This is a genomic window from Bradyrhizobium sp. 35, from assembly GCF_023073215.1.
GTDB lineage: Bacteria > Pseudomonadota > Alphaproteobacteria > Rhizobiales > Xanthobacteraceae > Bradyrhizobium > Bradyrhizobium canariense_D.
On the sequence record NZ_JADPJC010000050.1, the window covers coordinates 161,736 to 174,084 of the forward strand.

11 protein-coding genes and 1 tRNA gene are annotated in these 12,349 nt (G+C 63.5%); 8 read left to right on the forward strand and 4 right to left on the reverse strand.

Translation table 11 applies throughout. From position 1 onward, the window contains the following. Window positions 1-89: 89 nt before the first annotated feature. Window positions 90-992 (forward strand): ribonuclease Z, encoded by a 903-nt coding sequence (gene rnz, locus IVB36_RS08945; protein ID WP_085352786.1) that lies wholly within the window; start codon window positions 90-92, stop codon window positions 990-992. Between the two features lie 61 nt (window positions 993-1,053). Here rnz and IVB36_RS08950 read toward each other — a convergent pair. Continuing rightward, window positions 1,054-1,127, reverse strand: a tRNA-Gln gene (locus IVB36_RS08950). Window positions 1,128-1,426: 299 nt separating this feature from the next. On the opposite strand from IVB36_RS08950, the gene IVB36_RS08955 reads away from it, so the two are divergent. The 6 genes from IVB36_RS08955 to IVB36_RS08980 all read left to right on the forward strand — a co-directional run bounded on the left by IVB36_RS08955 (window position 1,427) and on the right by IVB36_RS08980 (window position 6,609). Then, a complete protein-coding gene (locus IVB36_RS08955; RefSeq protein WP_085385621.1) occupies window positions 1,427-1,789 on the forward strand; it encodes a DUF1428 family protein in 363 nt (120 codons plus the stop codon). Window positions 1,790-1,969: 180 nt separating this feature from the next. Next, complete coding sequence (locus IVB36_RS08960; RefSeq protein ID WP_085352788.1) at window positions 1,970-3,223, forward strand: ABC transporter substrate-binding protein; 1,254 nt, start codon at window positions 1,970-1,972, stop codon at window positions 3,221-3,223. Window positions 3,224-3,287: 64 nt separating this feature from the next. Further along, the gene (locus IVB36_RS08965; RefSeq protein WP_018459265.1) at window positions 3,288-4,151 is read left to right on the forward strand and encodes a branched-chain amino acid ABC transporter permease; all 864 of its coding nucleotides are present in this window, start codon (window positions 3,288-3,290) and stop codon (window positions 4,149-4,151) included. A 13-nt stretch (window positions 4,152-4,164) separates the two neighbouring features. Further along, the gene (locus IVB36_RS08970) at window positions 4,165-5,136 is read left to right on the forward strand and encodes a branched-chain amino acid ABC transporter permease (RefSeq protein WP_085352789.1); all 972 of its coding nucleotides are present in this window, start codon (window positions 4,165-4,167) and stop codon (window positions 5,134-5,136) included. Continuing rightward, window positions 5,126-5,893, forward strand: coding sequence for an ABC transporter ATP-binding protein (locus tag IVB36_RS08975; RefSeq protein WP_018459263.1), 768 nt, complete (start codon window positions 5,126-5,128; stop codon window positions 5,891-5,893). Before IVB36_RS08970 ends, IVB36_RS08975 begins: the two co-directional genes overlap by 11 nt. Continuing rightward, on the forward strand, window positions 5,890-6,609 hold the full coding sequence (locus IVB36_RS08980; RefSeq protein ID WP_085352790.1) for an ABC transporter ATP-binding protein: 720 nt from the start codon (window positions 5,890-5,892) through the stop codon (window positions 6,607-6,609). Before IVB36_RS08975 ends, IVB36_RS08980 begins: the two co-directional genes overlap by 4 nt. A gap of 80 nt (window positions 6,610-6,689) precedes the next feature. On the opposite strand, the gene IVB36_RS08985 is transcribed toward IVB36_RS08980, so the two are convergent. From IVB36_RS08985 to IVB36_RS08995, 3 genes are all read right to left on the reverse strand, one after another. Beyond that, the gene (locus tag IVB36_RS08985) at window positions 6,690-7,262 is read right to left on the reverse strand and encodes an invasion associated locus B family protein (protein ID WP_247297572.1); all 573 of its coding nucleotides are present in this window, start codon (window positions 7,260-7,262) and stop codon (window positions 6,690-6,692) included. Window positions 7,263-7,328: 66 nt separating this feature from the next. Next, window positions 7,329-10,475, reverse strand: coding sequence for an efflux RND transporter permease subunit (locus tag IVB36_RS08990; RefSeq protein ID WP_018459260.1), 3,147 nt, complete (start codon window positions 10,473-10,475; stop codon window positions 7,329-7,331). Next, entirely contained in the window at window positions 10,472-11,644 is a 1,173-nt protein-coding gene (locus tag IVB36_RS08995; protein ID WP_247391275.1) for an efflux RND transporter periplasmic adaptor subunit, read from the reverse strand. The genes IVB36_RS08990 and IVB36_RS08995 overlap by 4 nt, the downstream gene beginning before the upstream one ends. 374 nt (window positions 11,645-12,018) lie before the next feature. Here IVB36_RS08995 and IVB36_RS09000 point away from each other — a divergent pair, with 374 nt between their 5' ends. Continuing rightward, a complete protein-coding gene (locus tag IVB36_RS09000) occupies window positions 12,019-12,258 on the forward strand; it encodes a hypothetical protein (RefSeq protein WP_018459258.1) in 240 nt (79 codons plus the stop codon). Window positions 12,259-12,349 lie beyond the last annotated feature (91 nt).

Below are 12,349 nucleotides of genomic sequence, written 5' to 3' on the forward strand. Positions count from 1 at the left end.
GCTTGCCGCGGTCTATGCGCGATCGAGGGCTCTGTACGGGCTGCTGCTCACGTGGCATTGGGGGCGGCGAAGCCTGGATACTGACGACCATGTTCGCCCTGACATTCCTTGGGACCTCCGCCAGCGTTCCGTCGGCGGAGCGCAACCATCCGGCTCTCCTGGTGGAGGCCACGGGCAAGCGCGTCCTCATCGATTGCGGCGAGGGCACGCAGCGCCAGTTGCTGCGCAGCGGCGCGGGCTTTCGACGGCTTGACCGCATTCTGCTGACGCATGCCCATCTCGATCACGTGCTCGGTATCCCCGGTCTCTTCTCGACGCTGGGGTTGCGTCAGCAATCGGACGCGATGACCGTCTATGGAGGCCAGGGCACGCTCGACATCGTCATCCGCATGCTTGCCGGCCTGTGGGGCGCGGGCAGGGCGCCGATCCCGGTGGAGTTCGCACCGCTGACCGAAGGACAGGTTATCGACGCCGGCGACTTCACCATCGATTGCTTTCCGGTTCGTCACCGCGACACCGACAGCTTTGGTTTTTGCTTCCAGAGTCCGGCACGCCGCCATCTTGAGCGGGAGCGCCTCGCCGAGCTCGGTGTTCCCGATGGGCCGCTGCGCGGAGAACTGGCCGCGGCACGACCAGTCGTGATCGCCGGCCGCACGATCTATCCCGAAGACGTCATGGGGCCGCCGAGCGGCGGCAGGAAGATTGTGGTCATCGGCGACACCGAAACCACTGACGGGCTGTCCAGGCATGTCGCCGACGCCGATCTGCTGGTGATCGAGGCGACCTTCCTCGATCGCGACGCCGCGACCGCCCGGGACTATGGTCATCTCACCGCGCGCGAGGCGGCTTCATTTGCCGCCGCGAACAACGTCAGGCAACTCGTGCTGAATCACATGTCGGGGCGTTATCGCGACGAAGAGATTCTGGCCGAAGCGACAGCGATTTTTCCAAACACGCGGATCGCCGCCGACTTCGATCGCGTCGTGATTTAGCGGCACCGCTCAAAGAGAGCGCAATCTCTGACGGTCTGTTTGTGAGCTGCTTAACCTGCGGTGGCTGGGGAACTAGGATTCGAACCTAGACAAACAGAGTCAGAGTCTGTTGTGCTACCGTTACACCATTCCCCAACGGAATAGCCGAACAAATTCAATGACTTGTTGATTTGTCCGGCTGTGGCCGATGGCACTTATCGCGCAAATCACGGCTCAAGCGTGGAGGGTTTCTACCCGCTCGGCTGTGGGCTGGCAAGCGCTGCGACGCAGGGATGTTTTGCGGTCCACATGGGACGTGCGGGCCGCGGCATCATGGGCTCCGGCGGAGCGCCGCGGCGGTGCGCGACCGTTTGCCTCATCCGAAAATCACGTTTCCTGGTCGGATCGTCACGCACCGCATCGTCCTTCGGACACACAACCCAAGGAGATCCGTGATGCCCTATGTCGATGGTTTCGTGCTGGCCGTGCCGAAGGACAACATCGAGGCTTACAAGGCGCTGGCGAAAACGGCCTGCGCGATCTGGATGGAGCACGGTGCGCTCGATTATGTCGAATGCATCGGCGACGACGTGCCCTACGGCGAGCTGACTTCGTTTCCGCGCGCGGTGATGGCGAAGGAGGACGAGATCGTGGTGTTCGCCTGGATCGTCTATCGCGACCGGGAGACTCGCGACACCGTCAACAAGAAGGTGATGGCGGACCCGCGGCTGAAGTTGGATGGTATGCCGTTCGACGGCAAGCGCATGATCTACGGCGGCTTCACGACGCTGCTGCGGGCGAGCGACGTGATGGGGTAAGGGCGCTGACCCGGCCCACACGTCGGTGCTTGTCCATGCAGCGTCGTGGCAAGCCGTTTTACTTGCCGGTACGGGGCCAGCATGCCATCCTCTCATCGCCAGGCATAAACAACCGGAAGCGGGCGCTTAGCCGAGCTTCCAAAAAAACTGGTTGGGGAAACCCTTGGGAGGTTTGATTTCATGAGATTGAAGCACGTCACCGGGCTGCTTTGCGCGGCCGCGATGTCCCTTGCGCTCGCTTCAGCCGCGCAGGCCCAGGACAAGGTCGTCAAGATCGGCGCGATCCTGCCGATGTCCGGCGGCACCGCCTCGATCGGGGCGCACGCCAAGGCGGCGCTCGAGGTCGCAATGGACATCATCAACAACGCTCATCCCGAGCTCGGCACTCTGCCGCTGGCCAAGAACGCAGGCCTTGCGGGCCTCGGCGGCGCCAAGATCGAGATCGTGTTCGCCGACAACCAGGGCAACCCGGCGACAGGCCAGAACCAGGCGCTGCGCCTGATCACGGAAGACAAGGTAGCCGCCGTGTTCGGCTCGTATCAGTCCGGCGTCACGCTGACCTCGAGCGCCATCGCCGAAAAATACGGCATTCCCTTTCTGAACTCCGAGTCGGTCGCCGCCAATCTCACCGAGCGCGGCTTCAAATGGTTCTTCCGCACCACGCCGATCGCCACCGACTTCGCCAAGGCCTATGTCGATTTCCTCGCCGACATCAAGGCGCAGGGCGCCAAGACCGATGCAATCGCGCTGGTTCACGACAACACCGAATACGGCACCTCGGTCGCCAACACGATCAGCGCCGCCTTCAAGGAGAAGGGCCAAGTCATCGCAGTTGACGTCGCCTATCCCGTCAATGCGACTGACGTTCAGGGCCAGGTGCTCCAGCTCAAGGAGAAGAAGCCCGACGTGATCATCATGATCAGCTACACGTCGGATGCGATCCTGTTCGCCAAGACCATGCAGTCGCTTGACTACAAGCCGGCGGTTCTTTTGGCCGATGACGCCGGCTATTCCGATCCCTCCTTCATCAAGGCGGTCGGCAAGATATCGCAAGGCGTCTTCAACCGTTCGTCATGGTCGGTGGGGCCGGCCGGCTCACCATCGGCCATCATCGCCGACATGTACAAGAAGAAGAGCGGCGAGGAGATGGACGACACCGTCGGCCGTCAGATGCAGGGCTTCTTCGTGCTGGCCGACGCGATCGACCGCGCCGGCTCGACCGACCCGGCAAAGATCCAGGCCGCGTTGAAGACGACCGATCTGAAGCCCGAGCAATTGATGATGGGTTACAAGGGCGTGAAGTTTGACGACAAGGGCCAGAATATCCTCGCCTCCGGGCTCATCATCCAGCTCCAGGATGGCGAGAACTACACCGCGGTATGGCCGAAGGCCAACGCCGCGAAGGCGCCGGTGCTGCCCTACAAGGGCTGGTGAGATTGAAGGCGGGGCTGCGCGCCCCGCCATTTCCGAAATGATTTGATCAGAGCAACGCTGGCTCATGTCCTTTGTACTCGTGCAGGTGATCGTCGGCGGACTTCTGCTTGGCGCTGTCTATGCCCTGTTTTCCTCAGGCCTCACGCTGGTGTGGGGCATGATGAACATCGTCAATTTCGCGCATGGCGATTTCGTCATGCTCGGCATGTACGTCGCCTATGTCGTCTACACGCTGTTGGGAGGAGGGCCGATCCTCGGCGCGCCGCTGGCAACCCTGGTGCTCGCGACCGTCGGCGTCGTGGTCTATTTCGCCCTGATCCGCGATATCATGAAGGGACCGATGCTGGCGCAGATCCTCGGCACTTTCGGGCTTGCGCTATTGCTGCGTTATTCCGTGTTCTGGTGGTTCGGGGCCAACTTCCTGTCGATGCCTCCGGACATCGTGGGCGGCACTTATGCGTTCGCGGGCCTGCGCATCGAGGCCTCGCGGCTGCTTGCCGGCGTGGTCGCGCTGCTGGTCACGCTCGGGCTGCATCTGCTGCTCACGCGGACCTCGCTCGGCTCGAAAATGCTGGCGGTGGCGGAGGATCAAACAGCGGCCCAGCTCATGGGCATCCGTCCCGATACCATGCAGGCGATCGCCTGGGCGATTGCGGCCGGTGCCACCGGGCTTGCCGGCGCGCTGATTGCGAACTTCTTCTACATCGTGCCGACCGTCGGCGAGACGCTTGGCATCGTCGCCTTCGTCACGGTGTCGCTCGGCGGTTTTGGCAGTGTGCCGGGCGCCCTTGTCGCAGGCCTGCTGATCGGCATGATCGAATCGCTGTCGGGCTATCTGATCGGCGCGATCTACAAGGACATCGTCGTCTATGTCCTGTTCCTGCTCTTCCTCTGGTTCCGGCCGCAAGGCCTGATGGGCAAGACCTGATGGGAAGGCTGTGATGCGGCGCTTGATCTGGCTCTCGGTCGTCGCAGCGTTCGCGATTTGCTATCCGCTGCTGCTGTCCTCGCCGTTCCAGCAGCGTCTGGGCGCGCTGGTGCTGCTTTATGCGATTGCAGCGTCCGCGTGGAATATTGTCGGCGGCTATGCCGGCCAGGTCTCGGTCGGCCACGTCGTCTTTTTCGGCTGCGGTGCTTATGCCGCGATGGGATCCTACGCAAAGTTCGGCCTGTCGCCCCTGTTCGGCATCCCCGGCGGGATCGTGCTCGCCGTGGGCTTGGCCGCGATCATCGGCGTGCCGACGCTGCGTCTGTCGGGCCATTATTTCAGTATGGCGACCATCGCGGTCGCCGAGACGATGCGGCTGATCGTGACCAACACCGACTGGCTCGGTGCGGCCGTCGGGCTCTCAGGGCCGACCGTGCCGCGCAACATCTTCGATCTCTCGTTCCTGTCGTCGCTGCCGTATTACTATCTCTTCCTCGCAATCCTCGTGATCACGCTGTTGATCACCTGGTGGATGACCAACAGCCGCATGGGATTTTACCTGCGCGCGATCAAGGACTCCGAGCGCGCGGCGCGCTCGCTCGGCGCGCCCGCCAGTCGCACCAAGCTCCACGCCTACATGCTGAGTGCGGCGCTGACGAGCGTCGCCGGCGCGCTCTATGCCATGATGTTCGGCTTCGTCGACCCCGAGTCCGGGTTCGGGATCCTGATTTCGGTGAAAATCCTGATCATGGCGGCGCTGGGCGGGGCAGGGCTGTTGTTCGGGCCCCTGGTCGGTGCCGCGATCCTGGTGCCGCTGGAGGAGATCTCGAACAGCTGGCTCGGCGGCAAGGGCGCCGGGCTCACCTTCGTGCTCTATGGCGCGATCATCGTGGTGATCGCGCGCTTCCAGCCCGGCGGTCTGCTCAGCCTGTTCACTCGGCGCAGCAAGCCGACGAAGGACACGGGAGCTGGCCATGCTCCTTGAGGCACGCGAAATTACGAAGGCGTTCGGAAGCTTCAAGGCGGTGGACGATGCCTCCGTGACCTTGGAGCAAGGCGACATCCTCGGCCTGATCGGCCCGAATGGCGCGGGCAAGTCCACCTTCTTCAATTGCCTGACTGGCGATCTCAAGACCACTTCGGGCTGCGTCCTGTTCGAGGGCCGTGACATCACCGACTTCGCGCCGGAGCTGCGCGCCGGGCTTGGGCTCGCTCGAACCTTCCAGGTGCCGCAGACATTTGAGGGCATGACGGTGCTGGAGAACGTCATGATCGGCGCATTCCTGCGCACCTCGCATCGCAAGGACGCCGAGACCAGGGCGCGCGCGGTGCTCGAGCGCGTCGGCATGATCAGGCTTGCGGATGCGCCGGCGCGCTCGCTCGGCACCCCCGGTCGCAAGCGGCTGGAGATCGCGCGGGCGCTGGCAACCGAACCGAAGGTGCTTCTGCTCGACGAAGCCATGGCCGGCCTCAACGCCCATGAGGTGAGGCTCGCCATCGACCTCGTGCGCGACATCCATCGTTCCGGCATCACCCTCGTGATCGTCGAGCACATCATGGAAGTGATCATGTCACTCGCCAGCCGCGTGATGGTGTTCCACCAGGGCAAGGAGATCGCCCGCGGATCGCCGCGCGAGGTCACATCCAACCCGGCGGTGATCGAGGCCTATCTCGGCAAGCGTGCAGCCAAGGCAGCGGCCGGCCACACGCCGGTCGAACTGATGGGCGGGCCGGACCTATGAGCGGGCCGTTGCTGCGGATCGAGCACCTCGAGGTGCGCTACGGCGATCTCATCGGCGTGTCCGACGTCTCGCTGGAGGTTCCTGAAGGCAGCGTCGTGGCGCTACTCGGCTCCAATGGCGGCGGCAAGACCACGACGCTGAACGCGATCGCCGGCCTCATTCCCGTGCATTCCGGATCGATCCGCTTTCGCGGCGAGGATATCGCCGGCGAGAGAGCCTTTGCGATCGTGCGCAAGGGGCTGGCGCTGTCGCCAGAAGGCTGGCGGCTGTTCGTGCAGCAGAGCGTCGAGAACAATTTGATGCTTGGCGCAACGCCGCTGCGCGACAAGTCGCGCCAGGCCACGCTGCTCGAACGTGTCTACGAGATCTTTCCGCGCCTGAAGGAGCGCCGCAACCAGCGTGCCGGCACCATGTCCGGTGGCGAACGGCAGATGCTCGCGGTCGGGCGCGCGCTGATGAGCGACCCGAAGCTGTTGATGCTGGATGAACCTTCGCTCGGTCTCGCGCCGGCGGTGGTCGAGTCCATGTACGAGACCTTCGGCCGCCTGCATCGCGAGGGCCTGACCATTCTGCTCGCCGAGCAGTCGATCGAGCTCGCACTGGAGGTCTCGGATTTCGCCACGGTGCTCCAGGTCGGCAAGAGCGTGCTGTCGGGCACGGCGGCGGCGCTCGCGGAGGATCCGCAGGTGCAGAAGGCTTATCTGGGCGTGGACTGACCGATTTTCCGCCTGAAGGCGCCCGGTATCGGCGGCGTTAGGCTGCAAAATGGATATGCAACAGTGACGGGGAGGCGTCGCTACTTGATCTTGTCGTAGGCCGCCGCGAAATCGCCGAGCGGCATCGGGATCGCGATCGTTTCCTTCGCCATGTTCTGGAAGGAGACCTTGAGCTGCTTGCCCGACCGCAAGGTCGCAAGCAGGTCCGGTGCGATTGGCGTGGAGGCGTAGCAGCCGCGGTTCTCGCAGGTCTGGATCTGGAGATCGACCGTCTTGCCCTCGTCAACCTGGAGCTTGGCGCCGATGGGAAGGTTGAGGCCAAGCGGCAATTGCAGCAGCGCCACCGGTGTGCGGGTGTCGGGCGCGATGCGGATGTTGATCAGAACGATGGTCTGGCCGGTCTTGGTCAGCACCGCGTTCTGCTCCATCGCGCATTCGAGCGGTGCGTCGCGGCTGACGCTGGTGCAGCGCACGACCCAGCCGGGCTGCTGCGCCGCAGCGCCGTCAGCCTGCGGCTGCGTCGGAGCCGGTGCGGGCTGTGCCGCCGGGGCAGACGGAGCTGCGTTCTTCTTGGCGCCTTGCTGGGCATGCGCGGCACCCGCCGACACCAGGAGAGCGGCTGCTAAGGCGACAAGTCTGGATTGCAAGGGCATGGCAAGACCGCGTTGACGTGAACCGAAGGCCTCGCTGTAACGTCGTGAGGCGCGCGGTGCAAGCTGCTACTCGGCAGCTTCCTTAACGGTGCCGTGCTCGACCGTCTCGTCGCCTTCGCCGCCACCCTTGCGGCCCCAGCCCGAGAACCAGTTGTTGAGCTCGTCGAGATAGAGATAGACGACCGGGGTGGTGAACAGCGTCAGCGCCTGGCTGACGATCAGACCGCCGACCATGGCGTAGCCGAGCGGCTGGCGAATCTCGGCGCCGGTGCCGTGGCCGAGCATCAGCGGCACGCCGCCGAGCAGGGCAGCCATCGTCGTCATCATGATCGGACGGAAGCGCAACAGCGCTGCCTGCCGGATCGATTCCGCCGGCGTCTTGTGCTCGTCGCGCTCCGCGGCGATGGCGAAGTCCACCATCATGATGCCGTTCTTCTTCACGATGCCGATCAGCAGAATGACTCCAATCAAAGCAATGAGGCTGAACTCGAAGCCCGCCGCCATCAGGATCGCGAGCGCGCCGACGCCGGCCGAGGGCAGAGTCGACAGAATCGTGATCGGATGGATGTAGCTCTCGTAGAGGATGCCGAGGATCAGATAGACCACGACCAGCGCGGCGAGGATGAGGAGCGGCACGGTGCCGAGCGACTGCTGGAACGCCTGTGCCGTGCCCTGGAAGCTCGAATTGAGCGTCGGCGGCGCGCCGAGGTCCGCCATCGCCTTCTGCACGGCCTCCGTAGCCTGGCCGAGCGCGACGCCCTGGGCGAGGTTGAAGCTGATCGTGATCGCCGGGAACTGGCCCTGGTGGCTGATCGAGAGCGGGCGAACCGGATCGGTGCTCCAGGTCGCGAAGGTCGACAGCGGCACCTGGTCGCCGGTTAGCGGAGACTTCAGGTAGAGCTTGTTCAGGCTCTCGAGGCTGCCCTGCATCTCCGGCAGGATCTCGAGAATCACCTTGTAGGTGTTGAGCTGGGTGAAATACTGCGTGACTTGGCGCTGTCCGAAGGCGTCGTACAGCGTGTCGTCGATCAGCTGCGGCTGGATGCCGTAACGCGCAGCCGTATCGCGGTTGATCTTGAGCTGAACCGTGGTGCCCTGGGTCTGCTGGTCGGTCGCGACGTCGCGCAGTTGCGGCAAGGTCTGCATCTTGGCGAGAATCTTCGGCGCCCAGTCATTGAGCTCGGCGAGATCGGCGTCCTGCAGGGTGAACTCGAACTGCGTACGCGTCGGCCGGCCGCCGAGCCGGACGTCCTGGGCCGCCTGCATGTAGAGGCGGGCGCCGGACACCTTCTCGAGCTTGGGACGCAGCCGCGCGATGATCTGCTGCGCCGAGGCATTGCGGACGCTGAGCGGCTTCAGCGTGATGAACATGTTGCCGTTGTTGCCGGCGCGGCCACTGCCGCCGATGTTCATCGCGATCGTTGCGACGTCGGGGTCGTCCATTACGATTTTGCCGAGCTCGACCTGGCGGCGCTGCATCTCCGCGAACGAGATGTCCTGGGAGGCTTCCGAGGTCGCCGTGATCAGGCCGACGTCCTGTTGCGGGAAGAAGCCTTTCGGGATCAGCACGAACAGATAGACCGACAGGGCAAGGGTGGCGAAGAAGATCGTGAGCGTGGTGCGGCGCCAGCTCAGGGCATGGTCGAGCACCCATTCGTAGCCGCGCAACATTGCATCGAAGCCGCGCTCGCTCCATTGGTAGAACTTGCCGTGGGTGACCTCGCCATGGGCGCGCAGGAAGCGCGAGGCCATCATCGGCGTCAGGGTCAGCGACACGAACATCGAGACGAAGATTGTCATCGCCAGCACGACGGCGAATTCGCGGAACAGGCGTCCGATGATGCCGCCCATCAGCAGCAGTGGAATCAGCACTGCGACCAGCGAGATGCTGATCGACACGATGGTGAAGCCGATTTCCTTGGAGCCCTTGAAGGCCGCCGCCATCGGCGATTCGCCTTCTTCGATGTAGCGCGTAATGTTCTCGAGCATCACGATAGCGTCGTCGACGACGAATCCGACCGCGATGGTGAGCGCCATCAGCGATAGATTGTCGAGCGAATAGCCGACGACCCACATCAAGGCGCACGCGCCCAGCAGCGCCAGCGGCACTGTGATTGTGGGAATGACAGTCGCCCAAAAACTGCGCAGGAAAATGAAGATGACCATGACCACCAGCGCTATGGTCAGCAGCAGCGTGAACTGGACGTCCTCGACCGCGGCGCGGATCGTCGTGGTGCGGTCGCTGATGAGCTCGATCTTGATCGCGGGCGGGATCGCGGCGACGAGGCGAGGCAGGGTGGCCTTGATCCGGTCGACGGTTTCGATAACGTTGGCGCCCGGCTGCTTGAAGATCACCAGGAACACGCCGCGCTTCCCGTTGGCCCAGGCCGCCTGCTTGGCGTCCTCGGCGCCGCTGACCGCTTGGCCGACATCGCGGATTCGCAAGGGACCGCCATTGCGATAAGCGATGATGACGTCGTTCCAGTCCTTGGCCTGCGTGAGCTGGTCGTTGGCGTAGATCGTGTAGGCGCGCTTCGGGCCGTCGATGTTGCCCTTGGGGCTGTCGACCGTGGTGATCGCGATCTGGCTGCGCACGTCCTCCATCGACAGGCCCTTGGCGACGAGTTTGGCCGGGTCGATCTGGATGCGGATAGACGGTTTCTGCTGGCCCCCGATGAAGACCTGCGCGACGCCGGAGAGCTGGCTGATCTGCTGGGCGAGCTGGGCGTCGACCGCGTCGCTGACGCTGGTCAGCGGCAATGTGTCTGAGGTTGCCGACAGCAGCAGGATCGGCGCGTCGGCCGGGTTGACCTTGCGGTAGGTCGGCGGCGACGGCAGGTTCTTCGGCAGCTGACCGCTCGCGGCGTTGATGGCGCCCTGCACGTCGTTGGCGGCGCCGTCGATGCTGCGGTTGAGGTCGAACTGGATGGTGATCGACGCGGTGCCCAGATAGCTCGTCGAGGTCATCTGGGCGATGCCCGGGATCTGGGCGAATTGCCGTTCGAGCGGCTGGGCCACCGACGAAGCCATGGTCTCTGGGCTGCCGCCCGGCAGATTGGCTGTGATCTGGATGGTCGGGAAGTCTACCTGCGGCAGTGGCGCGACCGGCAGCAGGGGATAGGCGACGAGACCGACGAAGAGAATGCCGGCCATCAGCAGCGAGGTGCCGATGGGATAACGGATGAAAGGTGCCGAAATCCCGCCCGCGTTCATTCCTGTCGGACCTTGTTCTGGGCCGGATCCGTACTCGCCACGGTCGTGGAGACGAGGCTCCCGGGCTGGACCTTGAATTGGCCGCCGGTGATCACTTGCTGCCCGGGCGTCAGCCCTTCGTCGACGACGGAACGTCCGTCGATGCTGTAGCTGACCTTGATCTTGTGCACCTCGGCCTTGTTGTCCTGATTGACAGAATAGGCGTAGAGGCCGTTGGTGGAGTGCTGGACCGCATCATCCGGGACAACGGTCGCATCCTTGAGGGTGCGCACCAGCAGGCGCGTTGACACCGACTGCCCGGGCCACAGCGCGTGGTCCTTGTTGTCGAACACCGCCTTGAGCCGGATCGTGCCGCTGCTGGTGTCGACCTGGTTGTTGATGACCGCGAGTTTGCCCTCGGCCAGCGTCTTCTTGCCGTCGGTCGTGAAGGCGATCACCCTGAGCGCGCCGGCCTTCTGGCCCTCGCTGATATAGGGCAGCTGATCCTCTGGCGCGGTGAAGATCACCGAGATCGGCTCGACCTGCGAGATCGTGACGATGCCGGTCTGCGTCGAGGCGTTGACGATGTTGCCGATGTCGACCTGGCGCAGGCCCGCGACGCCGGTGATCGGCGCCTTGACCTGGGTGTAGTCGAGCTGGGTCTGCGCGTTGGAGATCGCAGCATCATCGGCGGCGATCTGTGCGGTGAGCTGGGCGACCGTGGAGCGCTGGGTGTCGACCCGCTGGGCGGTGGCGAATTCGCCGAGCTTCATGGCGCGCTGGAGCTCGAGATTGGCGTTGGCCAGATTTGCCTCGTCCTGGGCCTTCTTGGCCTTGGCCTGGTCGAGTGTGGCTTGATAGGGACGGGGATCGATCGAGGCGAGAAGCTGGCCCTCCTTGACGATCTGGCCTTCGGTGAAGGCGATCTTGTCGATCTGGCCATCCACCCTGGTTCGGACTTGGACGGTGTTGAAGCCCGCAACCGTGCCCAGACCGGTCAGGTAAACCGGAAAGTCCACCTTTTGAACCGGCGAAACGCTCACAGGGACGGCGGACGGGCGCTGCGGCCCCTTTTGTGCGGTCTGGGTTTTTCCGGCGTCGGGCGAGCCGAATTTCTGCCAACCATAGTAACCTGCGGAGGCCACGGCCGCGATGATCAGAATCCAGAGGATCGGCCGGGACTTTTTCATATCGTCTCGTGTCGGCTCTTATGCCCTAAGCTACGAATTATGAGGCAATCATAGGGTTCCAGGAGGCTTGTATAATACACGCCAAGTTCCAGTGTAAACAGCACTATCGGTTGAGAATCCTAAACAATTGGAAAGCTTTGCACGGGTTAGGCAGCTCCGTGTCACTACGGTGTGCCGTGCTGCATTCCCCCTCAGGAACGATCAGCGTGCAAAGTTTGTGCAATGCTCGAAAGCGGTGTGCTCTGGACTGAGCGGCGCCGCGCATGGGCCGCAAGGCGACGGCTGGCAGGGACGGTTCTAATCGTGCGGAGCTCGTTTCGGTTGTCAGGGAAACCGGCATCGGTCATATCGACATGCCACAACGGGAGCGCAGCATGGACGAACTGAACGGCAAGCTGATCGCGTGTCAGATCCTGATCACGGGACTGATCGCACGCGTCGCCAACGAGCAGCGTGATCCCTTGCGCTTTCTCACCGAGTTCCGCGACGAGATCAGAGCCGTCGTCAACGGCGTCAACATCGCAGGCATGGACGACAGCGACCGCGTGCGCGCGGTGGCGCGGAAGACCGTCGATGAATTGTTCTCGTTGATGAAGCCGCCAAGCAGCGATTGACGATGCGCCCGCGACCGCCGATTTAGCAGCATTTTCACGCGCTCTTTAGAACGACTCCAATCTCGATTTAGAACGATTTCAAACGGCAGTT

Bases quoted from the DNA above. Each gene is read 5' to 3' on its own strand.
- rnz (WP_085352786.1), top strand. From the start codon at position 90: ATGTTCGCCCTGACATTCCTTGGGACCTCCGCCAGCGTTCCGTCGGCG.
- IVB36_RS08955 (WP_085385621.1), top strand. From the start codon at position 1,427: ATGCCCTATGTCGATGGTTTCGTGCTGGCCGTGCCGAAGGACAACATC.
- IVB36_RS08960 (WP_085352788.1), top strand. From the start codon at position 1,970: ATGAGATTGAAGCACGTCACCGGGCTGCTTTGCGCGGCCGCGATGTCC.
- IVB36_RS08965 (WP_018459265.1), top strand. From the start codon at position 3,288: ATGTCCTTTGTACTCGTGCAGGTGATCGTCGGCGGACTTCTGCTTGGC.
- IVB36_RS08970 (WP_085352789.1), top strand. From the start codon at position 4,165: ATGCGGCGCTTGATCTGGCTCTCGGTCGTCGCAGCGTTCGCGATTTGC.
- IVB36_RS08975 (WP_018459263.1), top strand. From the start codon at position 5,126: ATGCTCCTTGAGGCACGCGAAATTACGAAGGCGTTCGGAAGCTTCAAG.
- IVB36_RS08980 (WP_085352790.1), top strand. From the start codon at position 5,890: ATGAGCGGGCCGTTGCTGCGGATCGAGCACCTCGAGGTGCGCTACGGC.
- IVB36_RS08985 (WP_247297572.1), bottom strand. From the start codon at position 7,262: ATGCCCTTGCAATCCAGACTTGTCGCCTTAGCAGCCGCTCTCCTGGTG.
- IVB36_RS08990 (WP_018459260.1), bottom strand. From the start codon at position 10,475: ATGAACGCGGGCGGGATTTCGGCACCTTTCATCCGTTATCCCATCGGC.
- IVB36_RS08995 (WP_247391275.1), bottom strand. From the start codon at position 11,644: ATGAAAAAGTCCCGGCCGATCCTCTGGATTCTGATCATCGCGGCCGTG.
- IVB36_RS09000 (WP_018459258.1), top strand. From the start codon at position 12,019: ATGGACGAACTGAACGGCAAGCTGATCGCGTGTCAGATCCTGATCACG.